At 65.5% G+C, this 15,693-nt stretch carries 15 protein-coding genes; 6 read left to right on the top strand and 9 right to left on the bottom strand.

Annotated elements, in window-relative coordinates; genetic code table 11:
• Nucleotides 1-6 precede the first annotated feature (6 nt).
• Together hisC and ACKUUH_RS04290 are read left to right on the top strand one after the other, a co-directional pair.
• Nucleotides 7-1,113: a histidinol-phosphate transaminase gene (gene hisC, locus ACKUUH_RS04295; protein ID WP_407948627.1), complete on the top strand. Its 1,107-nt coding sequence runs from the start codon at nt 7-9 to the stop codon at nt 1,111-1,113.
• Nucleotides 1,110-2,057, top strand: coding sequence for a prephenate/arogenate dehydrogenase family protein (locus ACKUUH_RS04290; RefSeq protein ID WP_407948626.1), 948 nt, complete (start codon nt 1,110-1,112; stop codon nt 2,055-2,057). The genes hisC and ACKUUH_RS04290 overlap by 4 nt, the downstream gene beginning before the upstream one ends.
• Here ACKUUH_RS04290 and ACKUUH_RS04285 read toward each other — a convergent pair.
• Nucleotides 2,051-3,139 carry a DUF2125 domain-containing protein gene (locus tag ACKUUH_RS04285; protein ID WP_407948625.1) on the bottom strand — a complete coding sequence of 363 codons (1,089 nt, stop codon included), beginning with the start codon at nt 3,137-3,139 and terminating at the stop codon, nt 2,051-2,053. The two genes, ACKUUH_RS04290 and ACKUUH_RS04285, sit on opposite strands and share 7 nt — an antisense overlap.
• 86 nt (nt 3,140-3,225) lie before the next feature.
• Between ACKUUH_RS04285 and ACKUUH_RS04280 the strand changes: the two genes are divergently transcribed.
• A complete protein-coding gene (locus ACKUUH_RS04280; protein WP_407948624.1) occupies nt 3,226-3,759 on the top strand; it encodes a gamma-glutamylcyclotransferase in 534 nt (177 codons plus the stop codon).
• Here the strand turns inward: ACKUUH_RS04280 and ACKUUH_RS04275 are convergent.
• The 7 genes from ACKUUH_RS04275 to ftsE all read right to left on the bottom strand — a co-directional run bounded on the left by ACKUUH_RS04275 (nt 3,716) and on the right by ftsE (nt 10,986).
• Nucleotides 3,716-4,924, bottom strand: coding sequence for a winged helix-turn-helix domain-containing protein (locus ACKUUH_RS04275; RefSeq protein WP_407948623.1), 1,209 nt, complete (start codon nt 4,922-4,924; stop codon nt 3,716-3,718). The two genes, ACKUUH_RS04280 and ACKUUH_RS04275, sit on opposite strands and share 44 nt — an antisense overlap.
• A gap of 49 nt (nt 4,925-4,973) precedes the next feature.
• A complete protein-coding gene (locus ACKUUH_RS04270) occupies nt 4,974-5,390 on the bottom strand; it encodes a VOC family protein (protein ID WP_407948622.1) in 417 nt (138 codons plus the stop codon).
• A gap of 13 nt (nt 5,391-5,403) precedes the next feature.
• Nucleotides 5,404-7,731: an adenosylcobalamin-dependent ribonucleoside-diphosphate reductase gene (locus ACKUUH_RS04265; protein ID WP_407948621.1), complete on the bottom strand. Its 2,328-nt coding sequence runs from the start codon at nt 7,729-7,731 to the stop codon at nt 5,404-5,406.
• 154 nt (nt 7,732-7,885) lie between these two features.
• Nucleotides 7,886-8,599, bottom strand: a complete 714-nt coding sequence (locus ACKUUH_RS04260) for a lysophospholipid acyltransferase family protein (protein ID WP_407948620.1) — start codon at nt 8,597-8,599, stop codon at nt 7,886-7,888.
• Between the two features lie 24 nt (nt 8,600-8,623).
• A complete protein-coding gene (locus ACKUUH_RS04255; RefSeq protein ID WP_407948619.1) occupies nt 8,624-9,250 on the bottom strand; it encodes a YdcF family protein in 627 nt (208 codons plus the stop codon).
• 124 nt (nt 9,251-9,374) lie between these two features.
• The gene (locus tag ACKUUH_RS04250; protein WP_407948618.1) at nt 9,375-10,334 is read right to left on the bottom strand and encodes a cell division protein FtsX; all 960 of its coding nucleotides are present in this window, start codon (nt 10,332-10,334) and stop codon (nt 9,375-9,377) included.
• Complete coding sequence (gene ftsE, locus ACKUUH_RS04245; RefSeq protein ID WP_407948617.1) at nt 10,327-10,986, bottom strand: cell division ATP-binding protein FtsE; 660 nt, start codon at nt 10,984-10,986, stop codon at nt 10,327-10,329. The genes ACKUUH_RS04250 and ftsE overlap by 8 nt, the downstream gene beginning before the upstream one ends.
• A gap of 219 nt (nt 10,987-11,205) precedes the next feature.
• On the opposite strand from ftsE, the gene ACKUUH_RS04240 reads away from it, so the two are divergent.
• The 3 genes from ACKUUH_RS04240 to ACKUUH_RS04230 are packed head-to-tail and all read left to right on the top strand — an operon-like array spanning nt 11,206 to nt 13,080.
• Nucleotides 11,206-12,150: a DUF3426 domain-containing protein gene (locus ACKUUH_RS04240; protein ID WP_407948616.1), complete on the top strand. Its 945-nt coding sequence runs from the start codon at nt 11,206-11,208 to the stop codon at nt 12,148-12,150.
• A gap of 2 nt (nt 12,151-12,152) precedes the next feature.
• On the top strand, nt 12,153-12,698 hold the full coding sequence (gene hpt, locus ACKUUH_RS04235) for a hypoxanthine phosphoribosyltransferase (protein ID WP_407948615.1): 546 nt from the start codon (nt 12,153-12,155) through the stop codon (nt 12,696-12,698).
• Between the two features lie 4 nt (nt 12,699-12,702).
• Entirely contained in the window at nt 12,703-13,080 is a 378-nt protein-coding gene (locus tag ACKUUH_RS04230; protein ID WP_407948614.1) for a response regulator, read from the top strand.
• Nucleotides 13,081-13,188: 108 nt separating this feature from the next.
• On the opposite strand, the gene ACKUUH_RS04225 is transcribed toward ACKUUH_RS04230, so the two are convergent.
• Nucleotides 13,189-15,690, bottom strand: coding sequence for a TIGR02302 family protein (locus ACKUUH_RS04225; protein ID WP_407948613.1), 2,502 nt, complete (start codon nt 15,688-15,690; stop codon nt 13,189-13,191).
• Between the last annotated feature and the right edge of the window lie 3 nt (nt 15,691-15,693).

Here is a 15,693-nt window from a genome sequence, read left to right as displayed (position 1 = left end):
GGCAAGATGAAACGTCCCGAGCCCCAGAAGGGCATTCTGGAAATCGAAGCCTATGTCGGCGGCCGTGCCCATGCGGAAGGCGCCGGCAAAGTCTACAAGCTCTCGGCGAACGAAACGCCGCTGGGGCCGAGCCCGCGCGCGAGGCAAGCCTTTGCGGCGGCGGCGGAAGGCCTTGAGCTCTATCCCGATGGCGGCGCGAGCGAACTGCGCGAGGCGATTGCCGCGCGGTACGGTCTCGCGCAGGACCGGATCGTTTGCGGCGCGGGTTCGGACGAGTTGCTGCATCTTCTTGCCCAGGCCTATCTCGGCGAGGGCGACGAGGCGATTTCGACCGAGCATGGATTTCTCGTCTATCCGATCGTCACGAAGGCGGCGGGCGCGACGTCCATCATCGTGAAGGAGAAGGAGCTTCGCACCGATGTCGATGCGATCCTCGCCGCCGTCACGCCGAAGACGAAGATGATCTTCATCGCCAATCCGAACAATCCGACCGGGAGCTATATTCCGGCCGACGAAGTGCGCCGCCTTCACGCGGGACTTCGCTCCGATATTCTCGTCGTGCTCGACGCCGCCTATAGCGAATATGTGAACCGCAACGATTACGAGGCGGGGATCGAGCTCGTCGCGACGTCGGAAAATGTCGTGATGACGCGAACCTTCTCGAAGATTTACGGGCTTGCCGCGCTCCGCCTCGGCTGGATGTATGCGCCTGCGCATGTCTGCGACGTGGTGAACCGCATTCGCGGACCCTTCAACGTGTCGGTCCCCGCGCTCAAGGCAGGTGTTGCCGCGATCCGCGACACGGATCATGTCGATGCCGCCCGCCGCCATAATGAGCAATGGCTCAAATGGCTCACGGAAGAAATCGCCGGTCTTGGCCTCACCGTCGAGCCGAGCGTTGCGAATTTCCTGCTGATCCGTTTTCCGCATGAGCAGGGGCGGACGGCGAAGGACGCGGACGAGTTTCTGATGAAGCGCGGGCTTATCCTGCGCGCTGTCGGGAGCTACGGACTGCCGGATTGCCTGCGGCTCACTGTGGGTTCGGAAGAGGCGAACAGGCTCGTCGTGAAGGCCCTTGCCGATTTCGTGGGCCGGAAGGCAGGCGCGTCGTGAGCGCCCCCCATTTCGACAGGGTCGCGCTGATCGGCCTCGGCCTCATCGGCTCGTCGCTCGGCCATGCGATGAAACGCGCCGGGCTTGCGAAACATATCGCGGGACATGCGCGCTCCGAAGAGACGCGAAAGCGCGCGCTCGAAATTGGTTTCGTCGACAGTGTTCATGGCAGCGCGGCCGATGCGGTAAAGGATGCCGACCTCGTCATCCTCTGCACGCCGGTCGGCGCGCTCGGCGCCATTGCCGCCGAGATCGAGCCTCATCTCAAGAAAGGCGCGATCCTCACCGATGTCGGGTCGGTGAAGCTCGCCGTCATCCGCGACATGGGACCCCATGTGCCCGAGGGCGTTCACTTCATCCCCGGCCATCCGATCGCCGGTACCGAAGAGTCCGGCCCCGATTCAGGTTTTCCGGAGCTCTTCGACAATCGCTGGTGCATTCTCACGCCGGTGCCCGGCACCGACCACGAGGCGGTCGAGAAGCTCAGCGCCTTCTGGAGCGCCTGCGGGTCGAAGGTCGATGTGATGGAGCCGAAGCATCACGATCTCGTTCTCGCCATCGTGAGCCATCTGCCGCACATCATCGCCTACAATATCGTCGGCACGGCGAGCGATCTCGAAACGGTGACGCAATCGGAAGTCATCAAATATTCCGCCTCGGGCTTCCGCGACTTCACGCGCCTTGCCGCATCCGACCCAACGATGTGGCGCGACGTCTGCCTCAACAACAAGGAACCGATCCTCGAGATGCTGGCGCGTTTCTCGGAGGATCTGACGGCGCTTCAGCGCGCGATCCGTTGGGGCGATGGCGACAAGCTTTTCGACCTCTTCACGCGCACCCGTGCGATCCGCCGCTCCATCGTCGATGCGGGACAGGACATCGCGGCGCCGAATTTCGGGCGCAATCCGACGCATCCGAAGCCCGGCGGCAAGGACGATCAGTAGAGAGGTTCGAGCTTTGCGACGGCGAGGGGGCCGAGATAGAGCCGTCCTTCGCGCATGATGACGGGCACCCGCACCTCGTTCGATTTCTGGCCCTGGAATTGCGAGACGAGGACGAGGCCCGCAAGCGCCACGCGCGCCTCGCGTTCTTCCACGAGCCCATCCTCCACCATCGCATCGAGCAGCCCTTCGAAATCGGTGATGCGCGCGTCGAGCTGTCCCTCGGGACGATGCGCTGCGTCGAGGCCGAGTTCGCCGCTCGCATAGAGATCGAGCGGACCCCATTTCACGACGAGATATGAAATGGCGAGCGTGCCGCCCGCCGCCTGCCACTCCTGCATCAGTTCGACGAGGCTCGCATGGCTCGTCGGCGGGACACCGCGCAGGCGTGTCTGCGCAAGGAAGAGCGTCATGTTCTGTCCAAGCGCGGGGATCGTCTCCGCGCCGCCGATATCGATGTCTTCGGCCTGCAGCGCGAGGTCGTAACTGTCCGGCACCTCGCCGCCTTCCGGCGTTTCCGCTGGCCGTGCATGAAGCTGCAGGCGTGTCGCGGTCATGTGCTTGATCTCGCCGCTCGCACCCAGCCGGTGTTCGCCATCGAGCGCTTCGATGTCGATGGCGAGGCGGCCGAAAGGACGCGCGGCGAGGGCGACATAGCTTGCCCTTGCCGAACCGGCCGTGAAGCGCGCTTCGTTCCGCGCCCGCTCCCTCGTCCGAAGGTCGCGGTAACTGAGGCGCTGCTCGCCCTCAAGCGTCAGGATGGCATGGCGAAGATTGTAGGGCAGCAGCGATAGCGACGCCCCTTTGCCTTGCCATTGCCATTCCTCCGGTGCTTCGGGCGCGCCGGCGGCGGGGGAGGTGAAGTTTGCTTCGATACGGAAGGGATAGCCGCCGACGGAAAAATCGTTCCACGAGGTTGCTATTCTCGTTTCGCTTGCCGCGAAATTCTCGACGGCCTTCCTCACTTCGCCGGATACGCCGATCCAGTAGACCGTGTAGAGCGCGACGACGCCCGCAAGGGCGAGCGAGGGTCCCACGATACCCCAGCGTATGCCTGTTCTTCCCGTCGCCGCCGCTTCGTTCATTGCCTCGATTTCCGTGCCGTCGTGCTGCCGCTTTTGCGTCCGCGCGACGCGTGCCTATAGTTGCCCGCGCGAGCGGAGTTGTCAGCATGCAGGATTTGTGGGTTTTTGGATATGGGTCGCTCATGTGGCGGCCGGGTTTCGAGTATGAGGAGCGGCGCCCCGCGCGCCTGCGCGGCTATCACCGCGCCTTCTGCGTCTACAGCCATGTCCATCGTGGCACACCGGAAAAACCGGGCCTTGTTTTCGGGCTCGATGCGGGCGGCGCCTGCCGTGGCGTCGCCTTCCGTGTCGAGGCCCGCCGCGCCGAGGACGTGCGGCGCTATCTGCAGGCGCGCGAGCAGGTCACGCTCGTCTATCGCGATATTATGAAACCGGTGGAGCTCGTCGATGACGGTTCCCGCGTCGAGGCGCTCTGCTTCGTCGTCGACCGTGCGCATGAGCAATATGCGGGCCGCATCGATTTCGAAACCCAGGTGCGCCTTATCGCAGAAGGGGAGGGGCGTTCGGGAAAGAATCCGGACTATCTCGAGAGCACGGTGCGTCATCTCGACGAGGCGGGGCTTTCCGACGAAGGACTCACCCGGCTCTGGCGCGCTGTAGAGCAGCGTCTGCGTCGATAGCGGGCGTCCCGGTGAAGCGGCCGAGTTCTTCGAGCGCCGTGCGGATGTCCTTCTCCCGGGCTTTCGTCTGCTTCACGCCGGGTTCGAGCCAGAGCCCCTTCATTTCGATACGGCCCTCGGCGCGATGCGCCTTCACATCGGCGCGGCCCACGAAGCGGTCGCCCGCGATCAGCGGCAGAACGTAATAGCCGTATTGCCTCTTCTTCTCCGGCACGAAGACCTCGATGCGATAGTCGAAACCGAAAAGGCGCATGGCGCGCTTGCGGTCGCGGATCGCGGGGTCGAAAGGCGAGAGGAAACGCATTTCGCCGGGCGCCGGTGCGGCAGCGGAAAGGCGCTCCTCGATATCGGCGGGCGCGAGGGCGGGGCGCCAGTCGCCGTCCACGCCTTCCACCGTCACCTCGACGATTTCCTTTCGCTTCAGCGCGCGCAGGGCCCAGGCCTTCGCTTGCGCGATGGAGACGAGGCCCCAGAACCCCGCGATCTCCTGCGGCGTCGCGATCCCCAGCCGGTCGAGGGCTTCGCGGCAAGCCCAGTCGGTCGATGCCGCCTCGCTCGGACGCGCATTGCGCATCTCATCGGGGATCACGCGCGATGCGAGGTCGTAGACCTTCTCGAAGCCTTCGCGTCTGGCGATGGCGACTTCGCCTGTCCGCCACAGCGTTTCGAGTGCGGTCTTCGACGGTCCCCATCCCCACCAGCCGCCGGCCCCCTTGTCCTCGAAGTCGCGCGCCATCAGCGCTCCCTCGCGCCGCAGCCGCGCCCGCACATTGCGCAGCACCTTTTCGCCCTCTCCGCCGATGCGTTCCTGCCAGCGCGGGTTTGCCGCGATCCTCGCCTTCGCGGCACGAAAGCGGTGACGCCAATGCGGATAGAATTCGATCGGGATGAGAGACGCGTCATGCGTCCAGTGCTCGAAAAGCGCCCCGTGATCGTGATGGAGTGCGCCCAGATGCTCGCGCCGGTAGCCCGGCGCGCGGGAGAAAAGGATCATGTGGTGGGCGCGCTCGACCGTGTTGATCGAATCGAGCTGGACGAAGCCGAGTTTCCGCACGAGGCCGAGCGTTTCGCTTTCGCCATGTGCCTCTGTCCTGTCGAGGCTCAACGCATGGCTGTCGAGGAAAAGGCGGCGCGCCTCGGCGTTGCGGATTTCGAATTTCTTCATAAGAGGAGAATAGACGAGTCGCCGCCTCTCCGCTCGCCGGGGGCGGACGTCATTTTCGCGGTTCGTAGACGAATTCGAGTTTCAGTCCGTCCGGATCGGCGAACATGACGGCGTAGTAGCCCTCGCCATATTCAGGATAGTCGGCGGGCGGATCGAGGACCGCCGCACCGATTTCGATCAGGAGCGCGTGCAGCCGGTCGACATCCTCGCGACTTTCCGCGATCCAGGCGATGTGGTGGAGCCCCGGCGAATAGCGGTCATGGCCGCGGCCTGCGTTCGGCCCTCGCGCCTTGAAGATGCCGATGCTCGGTAGGCGGTCCTTCGAAGAGGCATGCTCCCAGTCTATGCCGTGCGCGTCTTCCGACCAGCGGCGATAGCCCATATGGCCGAGCACCGCATCGTAGAAGGGCGCCGATGCCCAGGGGTCCGTCACCGTCAGGTCGATATGATGGATGAAGCCGCGCATGATCGGGCCGAACTCAACTGCACTTCGAATAGCCGCAGGAGGCGCAGGTTTCGCAGCCCTCCTGCTTGACCATGCCGCGCTCGCCGCAGCGCGGGCAGCCCTTGAGCGAGGTCACGGCGGGGTTTCCCTGCGAGGGAGGATCGCCCGCGACCGCGCGCAGCGCTTCCGTCAGTGGCTTCTCGTTCTTGCCCGCGATGAAGCCGGTGTCGATCATGTGCTGCTCGATCACCTCGCCGATGGCGGCAAGGAGGCTCGGCACGTAGCGGCCCTTCATCCAGGAGCCGCCGCGCGGATCGAACACGGCCTTCAGTTCTTCCACCACGAAGGTCACGTCGCCGCCGCGCCGGAAGACGGCGGAGATCATCCGCGTCAGCGCCACGGTCCAGGCGTAGTGCTCCATGTTCTTCGAGTTGATGAAGATCTCGAAGGGCCGCCGCCGCCCGTCTTGAACGATGTCGTTGATGGTGATGTAGATCGCGTGATCGCTTTCGGGCCATTGCAGCTTGTAGGTGAAGCCCGGTAGCACGGTTTCGCGCTCCAGCGGCTTCGACATGTAGACGACGCCGTCCCTCTCGAAGCGCTCGTGATGCGCTTCCGGCGCGGCAAGCGGCAGCGCGGGCTGTTCCGCCGGTTGCGCCACGACCGGCGCTTCCTCCAGCGAGAGAACGGAACCGCGCACCTCGCTCGGGCGGTAGGTCGTGCAGCCCTTGAGGCCCTTTTCATAGGCGTCCATGTAGACGCTCTTGAAATCCTCGAAGGAAATTTCGGCGGGCACGTTGATCGTCTTCGAGATCGAGCTGTCGATGAAGTCCTGCACCGCCGCCTGCACGGCGATGTGCTCAGACGGCGTCAGTTCCTGCGCGTTGACGAAATAGTCGGGCAGCGCCGCTTCCGTGCCGAATGTCTCGCGGTAGCGCTCGACCGCGAAGTCGCGCACTTTCTCCTCGCGCCGCGTGCCATCCGGCATCAGGACCTTCCGCGTATAGGCATAGGCGAAGACAGGCTCGATGCCCGACGAGACATTGCCCGCAAAGAGCGAGATCGTGCCGGTCGGTGCGATGGAGGTGACGAGCGCGTTGCGGATGCCGTGTTCGGCGATCGCCTCGCGAACGTCCCTGTCGAGCCCGGCCACCGTTTCGCCCGCGAGATAGGCGTCGGCCACGAAAAGCGGGAAGGGGCCCTTCTCCTTCGCGATATCGACGGAAGCGAGATAGGCCGCCCGCGACAGCGCCTTCATCCATGTGCGGATCAGTTTGATCGAGGCGTCGGAACCATAGCGCGCGCGGCACATGATGAGCGCGTCGGCGAGCCCCGTCACGCCGAGGCCGATGCGCCGTTTCGCCTGTGCCTCGTGGCGCTGTTCGGCAAGCGGAAAGCGCGACACATCGATCACATTGTCCATCGCCCGCACGGCCACACGGACGAGCTCGGCGAGTTCCTTCTCGTCGACATGCGCATCGCCCGTGAAAGGCTCCTTCACCAGCGCGGCGAGATTGATCGAACCGAGAAGGCAGGCGCCGTAAGGCGGCAGCGGCTGCTCGCCGCAGGGGTTCGTCGCGTGGATTTCTTCGGCGTAATAGAGATTGTTCCGCTTGTTGATGCGGTCGATGAAGATGACGCCCGGCTCCGCATAGGCATAGGTCGCCGCGATGATGCGGTCCCAGAGCGCGCGTGCCTTGAGCGTCTTGTAGACTCTGCCGCCGAAGGTCAGTTCCCAGTCGCCGTCGCGCTTCACCGCTTCCATGAAGGGATCGGTCGCGAGCACCGAGAGGTTGAACATGGTGAGGCGGCCGGGCTCCTGCTTCGCCTCGATAAAGGCCTCGATGTCGGGGTGGTCGCAGCGCATCGTCGCCATCATGGCGCCGCGCCGCGAGCCCGCCGACATGATGGTGCGGCACATCGCGTCCCACACATCCATGAAGGAGAGCGGACCGGAGGCATCCGCGCCCACGCCCATCACCGGCGCGCCTTTCGGGCGCAGCGTCGAGAAGTCGTAGCCGATGCCGCCGCCCTGCTGCATGGTCAGCGCGGCTTCCTTCAGGTTCTCGAAAATGCCTTCCATCGTGTCGGGAACATTGCCCATCACGAAGCAGTTGAAGAGCGTCACGTCGCGGCCCGTGCCCGCGCCCGCGAGAATGCGGCCGGCGGGGAGGAAGCGGTAGCCTTCCATCGCCTCGCGGAAGCGCGCTTCCCATGCCTCGCGCGTTTCGGGCGTCTCGGCCTCGGCCAGCGCCTTAGCTACCCGGTCCCAGGTGTCCTCCACCGTCAGGTCGAGCGGCGTCCCGTCCTCCCCGTGGAGGCGGTATTTCATATCCCAGATCTGTTCGGCGATGGCTTTCATGAGGTGGAGCCTAGCGGGGTTCGGGCGACAAGCAAGTTCATGTTTTGTCTACAAAGAGTTCCCTGTCTGGCCCAAACTATATGGTTGTTTTGATTAAAAGATTCCAGATTTCCCCGCTTTTCACAGGGGCAGGCGCCGGTGTTTTCCACAGGGCTCAGGCGCCGCGCGCCTCTGCGACGAGGCGGGAGGCGGCGGATTCGATCCGCGTTTCGAGCGTTTCCATGAAGCTCTTGCGGTCGAGGCCGGCGGGAATGGGCTCCAGGAACTCGATCACGATGGTGCCGGGTTTCCGCGTGAAGCCGCGCCGGCCCCAGAAAACGCCCGAATTGACGGCCGCGGGCACGCAGTCGACGCCGAGCTGGCGGTAGAGCGCGGCCACGCCCGGCTTGTAGTCGAGTTTCGAGCCCGGCGCCGCGCGCGTGCCTTCCGGAAAGATCACGATGGGACGGCCGCCGGCGATGGCGGTCTTGCCCTGCGAGACGAGGCGGCGGATCGCCTTGGAGCCCGAGCCGCGGTCGATGGCGATCATCCGCGTTTTCATCGCGTACCAGCCATAGAAGGGGATCCAGAGCAGCTCGCGCTTCAGCACCATGGCCGGGTCCTTCAGGATCGCGGTCATCACGATCGTGTCCCACATGGACTGGTGTTTCGAGGCGACGAGCACGCCGCCTTGCGGCAGCTTGCCCCGCACTTCATAGGTCGTGCCCGCAAGGACGCGCAGCAGCCAGAGCGTCATGTGCGACCAGCCCGTCATCGCGGCGAGCGTGCAGCGGCGCGGCAGCAGGAAGCAGGGCGTCGCGGCAATGACGATCACCACGGAGAGGGCATAGAAGGTCAGGTTGAAGGCGGTGGAGCGGAGAAAGAGCAAGGCGGTGTTTCCTTCCTGCGCCGGTCAGGACGACATCGACGACTGACCGCCGAAGCTCAGCGTCAGCAGATATTTCGTGTATTCGGAGATGAGCAGGCGGGTCGTGCCGGGATAGGCCCACCAGCCGTCGAGATGAAGCGTGTCCTGGAAGACGGGGTAAGGCCTGATCTCGACATCGGGCATGGCGCGGCCGAGTTCGAGCGTCGCGCGCGGCAGGTGATAGGTGCTCGTCACCAGAATGATCGAGCGGTAGTCCCTCTGCCGCACCCATTCCGCCGCCTCGTCGGCATTGCCGATCGTGTTTTCCGCCCTGTGACCGACATCGACGCAGCAGTCGAACTTCGAGGCCTCGCCGGGCACGATTCCCTTCAGCGACCTTGCATCGACATCGGGGTGAACGCCGGTAATGAGAAGCCGCGCGCCCTTGCCCTCTTCGAGGAGCCGATAGGCGGCAGTGATGCGGTCGGGTCCACCCGTTAGCGCGACGATGCCATCCGCGGCCTGCATGTCGGTGGGCGGCGTGCGGTCGAGTTCGGCGGTGAAAAGGAAGAAGCCTCCGACATAGGCGGCGGCGATGAGCGCGGCGAGGCCCACGGCGACGCGCAGGAGGCGCCATCCCGTTCTCTGCCCCCGCGTGCCGCCAGCCGCCATGTCCGTCTCCGGGTTCGGGCGGAGCCGGTCTCCGCCGCGCGAAATCGTCTGCCCGCATCCTAACATGCGGAGCGGGCGCACATGATATGGTTCGAAGGGTCCAGGTAAAGCGCGGCAATCGGCCTCAGAGCATGCGTTCGAGTGTCTGGAAGACGGTTATCCGCGCCGTCGCGACGGCAACGAGTGCGGCTGCGAAGGGAATGAGGATGAGGGCGGGGAGGTATTCCGGCCCGATGCCCGATGCGGAGACGAGATAGAGATTTCCCGCCGCGCCCGCGAGGCCGAGAGCGAGAAAGGCGGCGGCGCCCGCGCCCGCGCCGATCAGCCCGCCGCGAAAGCCCAGATGCAGGAAGTGGCGCTGCACTTCCGAGGCGATGAAGCCGTCGCGCGCGCCGATCAAATGCAGCACTTCCACGACATCGCGGTTGGCGGAAAGACCGGCGCGTGTGGCGAAGACGACGATGGCGATGGTCGTCGCCGCGACCAGTGCAAGCACGCCATAGGAAAGCCATTCGGCGGAGCGGGCGGCGTTGACGATCTCGCTTCGCCACTGCCGGTGCGTGTCGAGTGCGGCGCCGGGTGCAGCCGCGGCGATGTCGATGGCGAGCGCCGCCATGTCGGGCGGCGATGCGCGGTCGACGGTGATGTCGATCAGCCGTGGCAGCGGCAGGTCGCCCGCCAGCACTTCGCCGCCGAGCCAGGGTTCGAGCAGGGCGGCCGTATCGTCAAAGGTGAGCGGCGTTGCCGTCGCGATGCCGGGTGTCCTGGCCAGCACGGTCATCACGGCGTCCACCTGTTCCTCCGGCTCCATCTCGCGCGAAGGTTTGATTTCCACGGTGAGCGAGCCCGAGAGATCGTTCGTCCATTCGCGCGCCTTGCCGCCGACCGAAAGCGCGGCGCCGAGCGCGAGGCTCGCAAGGAAGCACATGGCGGCGATGGCGAGCATGAGCGACATGCCGGTCGCGCCCGCTGCCGGCATCACGCTGCGCGTCTCGACGAGCATGGCCGCGAGCGCGCCTGCGGGCCCGCGCTCCTCGTCGTGAAAGGTGGGCGCCTTGTCGGCGCTTCTGAGCGGATCAGCCACGGATGGTGAGCCTCCCGTCCCTGAGCACGAGTTCGGGCGCCCCCGCGCTCTCGACCAGCGCGCGGTCATGCGTCGCGATCAGCACGCTGGTGCCGAGCCGGTTCAGTTCCACGAAAAGCCGGAGCAGGCGCTGGCCCATCTCGGGGTCCACATTGCCGGTCGGCTCGTCGGCGAGCAGCACTTCGGGCTGCGCGACCACGGCGCGCGCGATCGCGGCGCGCTGCTTCTCGCCGCCCGAAAGCGTCGGCGGCGTCGCATTCATGCGGTCGCCGAGCCCCACCCAGGCGAGAAGCTCTTCCACATCGGCGCGGTAGTCCTTTTCGCGCTTTCCCTGAATTTTCAGCGGCAGCGCCACGTTCTCATAGGTCGTCAGGTGGTCGAGCAGGCGGAATTCCTGGAAGACGACGCCGATCCGCCGCCTGAGCGGCGGCAGCTCCGCGCGCGGCAGAGTTGCGATGTCCTGGCCGAACATGGTGATGAGGCCGCGCGAGGGTCTTGTCGCGAGAAACATGAGCTTCAGCAGCGAGGTTTTGCCCGCGCCCGAAGGGCCCGTCAGAAAGTGGAAGGAGGCCGGCGCGAGGTGGAAACTCACATCGCGCAGCACCTCCGGTCCCATGCCGTAGCGCATGCCCACATTCTCAAAGCGAATCATGGCTCGACGGTATCATGGAACGCCCCGTCCGATGCAGGCGCTGCCTTGCGGAACCCGCACTTTTCCGCGAAAAAAGGGCGGATGACCGCGATATCTTAACGCGCCTTTAACCATGCGCGATCTTTCAATAGGCTCAGTCGGAGCTTCGCCCGCGCACCCCTTTCCAGGGGCCTCGGGAGAGGAGCTTTTTTCGCGTCCCGTTTGAGACTTTTGCCCCGGATGATCATTCACTGTCCGTCCTGCTCCGCGCGCTACCCGGTCGATGCCGCGTCCTTCGCGCCGTCGGGCCGCAAGGTCCGCTGCGCGAAATGCGGTCATAGCTGGCATCAGTCGCCGCCCTCCGAGAGCGCGGGCGACATGCCGCCGCCTTCCGGGGAAGAGCCCGCCGCCGCGACGATCACGCCCATCCGCAAGAAGATCTTCGGCGAAAAGCCGTCCGCTCCGGCGGAACCGGCAAAACCCGCCGCCACGCCCGCCGAAGAGGACGATGTCGTCTTCGCCGATGCCGAAACGCCGGCGCCCGCCGCTCCAGCGGCGAAGACGGGGAAGGTTGCCGATATCGGCAACCGCTTCCGGGCGGAGGTTCGCCGCGCGGCGAACATGCGCCGTGGCCGGATGCTGAGTGCGGCGGGATGGGCGGTTCTCTGTCTTTTCCTTGCCGGGACGCTTGCCGGCGGCTGGATCTATCGAAACGAGGTTGCGGCCTACTGGCCGGCAACGACGAAGCTCTACGCGGCGGCGGGCGAGGAGATCAATCTGCGCGGTCTCGAATTCCGCAACGTCGCCTATGAACGGCAGACCGAAGGCGGTCTGCCTGTGCTCGCCGTGAAAGGCGAGGTGGTGAATGTCGCGGGCAAGAGCGTTGCGCTGCCGCGGCTTCGCGTTGGTCTTCTCGATGAGACGCAGAAGGAACTCTATCACTGGACCTTCGCGCTTTCCGAACGTGTCCTGCCGCCGGATGAGGCGGCTTCCTTCGTCACGCGGCTGTCGAGCCCGCCGCCCGAGGCGCGCGACATCGAAATCCGTTTCGCGCAAGGGGCCGATCTCGCTTCCGCCGAGCCTGTGGACGCGCCGGAAGAGGAGGCAGAACCTTTGCCCGATACCCCGTCCGGCGACGTGCCGGTCGACCTGCCGGATGCGCCGCCCGCTGCGGCTGCGGAATAGAAATGAGCAGGCTCGCGCCGAGGGGCGCCCAGATTTCGGTGCTCTACTCGGCAAAAGAGATCGAGGTGCGCGTCCGCGCACTCGCCGCCGATATCGTGCGCGCCATCGGGCCAGAGCCGCTCATCGTGCCGATCCTCAAGGGCAGTTTCATTTTCGCCGCCGATCTTCTGCGCGCGCTGCACGAGGCGGGCGCGGAACCCGATATGGATTTCATCACGCTGTCGAGCTACGGCAAGGGCACGCGCTCGCTCGGCGAAGTCACCATCGTGCGCGACACGGAAGCCGCGATTGCCGGCCGCGACGTCCTCATCGTCGACGACATTCTCGAATCGGGGCGCACGCTCGCCTTCGCGAAAGACCTCATGGCCGCGCGCGGCGCGCAGCGGGTCATGACCTGCGTGCTCCTCGACAAGCCGGGCAAGCTTGCCGTCGATGCGAAGGCGGATTTCGTGGGCTTCGAATGCCCGGACCGTTTCGTCGTCGGCTATGGCATGGATGTCGCCCATGCCTACAGGCAGCTTCCTTTCGTCGGCTATATCGAGCGGTGATGGCATGGCACGCATTCTCGTCGCCGAAGACGAACCCTCCGTTCGCAGCTTCATAACGCGGGCCCTTCAGGGCGCCGGCCACGAGGTCGGAAGCGTGGGCGATGGCAGCGAGGCGCTCGAAGCGCTGGCGCAAGCGCGGCAGGCGGGGCGGCCGCACGATCTTCTGCTGACGGATATTCTGATGCCGGTGATGGACGGTGTATCTCTCGCGCTTCTTGCCGCGCGCGATGCGCCCTCGCTCCGGATCATGCTGATGACGGGTTACTCCGACCAGCGCGAACGCGCGCATGGGCTCGACGCCATCATCCACGATATTCTGCTCAAGCCTTTCACGCTCGACGAACTCGTCACGCGCATTCAGGCCGTGCTCGAAGGTGCATGAAGTATTTTTTCGATGAGTAGATTTTCCGTCGAGGTATCTAAAAGGCCGTCATGACCCGCATAAAGCAGGCCATAACGGTTCGGGACTCAAGGGCCTGCAGACAGGTTCCTAAAACCGTTTCAGCAGCCGGTCGAGATAGTCGAGCTCGATCTGCGGGCGGCCGAGTTCCATCGCACGCTCCCGCAACTCCTTCAAAATCCGCTGCGCGCGCTGCGTGTCGATCTGGTCGGGAACGGCTGTGCTGTTCCTGTCTGACGGGCTTCCACGCGTGGGCCGTCCGAAGGGATCCTTTCCCGACGAGCTTTGCGCCGAGCCCTTTGCGGTGCCGTTCTGCATCAGCTTGTCGGCGAGCGCCTGTGCACCCTTCTGCATGCTCTGGATCGCTTGCCCCTGCGAACCGGTGGCGCGATCCGCGCGGCCGGCAAGGAGCCGGTCCTTCGCATCCTCCATTGCCTGGCCGGCTTCGAGAAGCGCCTCGGGCGGTTCGGCTCCTTTTTCCTTCAGCAGGCTGAGGATCTTGTCGAACTCCTCCTTGAGCTTCTCCTGTTCTTCGGAAAGCTCTTCAAGCGGGTCTTCGCCGGTGTCGAGGCCGAGCTTCTTGCCGGCCTCCGGGTCGAGACGCAGAAGTTCAAGTTCGCGGAAGGTGCGGTCCATCAGGTCGCGCTGCTTGCCGATCATCTGGCCGAGATCGTCGATGGCCTGCGCCATTGCCTTGTCGCCGGGGGGCGTCGGGCCGTGTTCGCCCGGCATCTGCAGGTTCTCCAGGATCGACTGGAGCCGGTCGAGCATCGCCTGCGCCTGTTCGCGCGCGCCGCTCTGCGCAAGTTCGCCGATCGCCTCCATCATGGCTTCGAGTTCGCCGCGTTCGATGGTCTGCGCTTCGCTGTCGGGAAACTCGCTCAGCAGCAGCGTATCCTCGGCGGGCTGCAACTTGGCGACCGCTTCCATGTAGCGGCTGAAGGCGTCCTTCAGCGCCTCCATCAGCCGGTCGATTTCTTCATTGCCGGCGCCCTTGGCCAAGGCGTCGGCGAGCGCCTTGCGCGCGTCGCGCAGATCGCCCTCGGCAAGCGAGAGGTCGCCGTCCTCGATGCGCAGCGCAACGGACCAGAGCAGATCGAAAATGCCCGTGAGGTCGGTGTCGCGTGTCGCCTCCGTCAAGCGCCAATAGGCCGCGCGGAGCGAGAGATAGACCACCTTGTCCTCGATATAGCGGTCGGCGTCCTGGGTGAAATTGTCGATGAAGCGCGCAACGCTTGCCCCCGAACGCGGATCGAGCGCGAGGCGGCGGCGCTGTTCGACGATGGCGCGGGCGAGCGGGTCTGTGAACTCGCGCGCGGGCAGGATCATCGAGACGGGTTCGGCTTCCCCCTGCTGCTTCAGGTCGTCGGCCGCAACCAGCGTGATCGTCACGGCAAGCCCCGCCCATGGATGCGCGGTGAGTTCGGCGAAGGTTTCTCCCTCGCCATCGCGGGGTCGGCTGCCCGGAAGGCTGAGGCGCACATCGGGTGCCGTCACGCGGGGCTGCGGCACATCGATGGCAGGGTCCTGCGCCGGCAGGCCCGTCCGGTCGAGCGCGATCAGCGCTTCGGCGCCGGCAACACCGTAATCGTCCTTCACGCGGTAGTTGAAACGGAGCGCACCGGAGGCGGCGCGCGAAATCGGCTTCGTCAATGCGATCTCGGGGTTCTCGTCCGGCGTCACGCCGATGGTCCAGGCGCGGATCATGCGCCCGCCTTCCGTCAGTGCCATCTCCGCCGTCTCTTCGAGCGTTGCATCGATCGAATAATTGTCGGCGCTCACGGTTTCGAGCGGTTGCGGCGGCTTGCGCCCGCCTCCATGGCTCTCGAGAACGGGCGGGTTCTTCAAACCGTGGACGCGGATCGACAGCCTGCTTCCTTCAGGCGCTTCGACATTCGCGTGTTCGGCCGTTCCCTCGGTCTTGCGCTCGAGATAGAGCGGCGGCTTTCCGGTATAGCCGGGCGGCGTGATCCAGGCTTCGATGTTGGCCATGCGCGCACCTGCCGCGCCCGGAAGCAGCGCATCGCTCAGCCGGTCGAGGCGGCCCGCGCCCGTTCCCGCGATGCCGACGACCAGAAGGAGCGCCACGGCCGCCCGCAACGCATAGGGATCGCGCAGCGCAAGGACGGACAGGGGCAGGCCGATCCGCAGCCTCGCCATCCGTTCCGATACCCAGCGGCGATGCGCCGCCCAGAGCGCCGGATCGCCGGTGTTCTCGGCTGCCACATCCTCATAGGCCGACAGCGGCGCATGGGCGAGGCCGGAGGATCTTTCGAGATGGCGCAGCGCCTCGTCGCGGCCCGGCCAGCTGAAGCCGCGAAAGCCCTGCCACAGCAGCCAGACGATGAGCGCGCCCGTGCCCGCAAGCAGCGCCCAGTGGAGCGGCAGCGGCAGGTTCGCAAAGAGGCCGAAAAGAGCGAGCGCCGCGAAGAGCCCGGCAATGGCGGCGGCAGGCCAGATCGCGGGCAGGAGTTCTTCCCAGAAGAGAAGCGCGCGCGAGATGCGCACGCGCCGTTCGACGCGCGGCGGCAGTTTCGTGCCGCGCGGGTTCTCCCGTCTTCCTGCCGGTGTATCGTCTCCCGGGCCGGTCAAGCC

Source organism: Parvibaculum sp. (assembly GCF_045863935.1).
GTDB lineage: Bacteria > Pseudomonadota > Alphaproteobacteria > Parvibaculales > Parvibaculaceae > Parvibaculum.
This window is presented reverse-complemented; position numbering and strand designations above follow the sequence as displayed.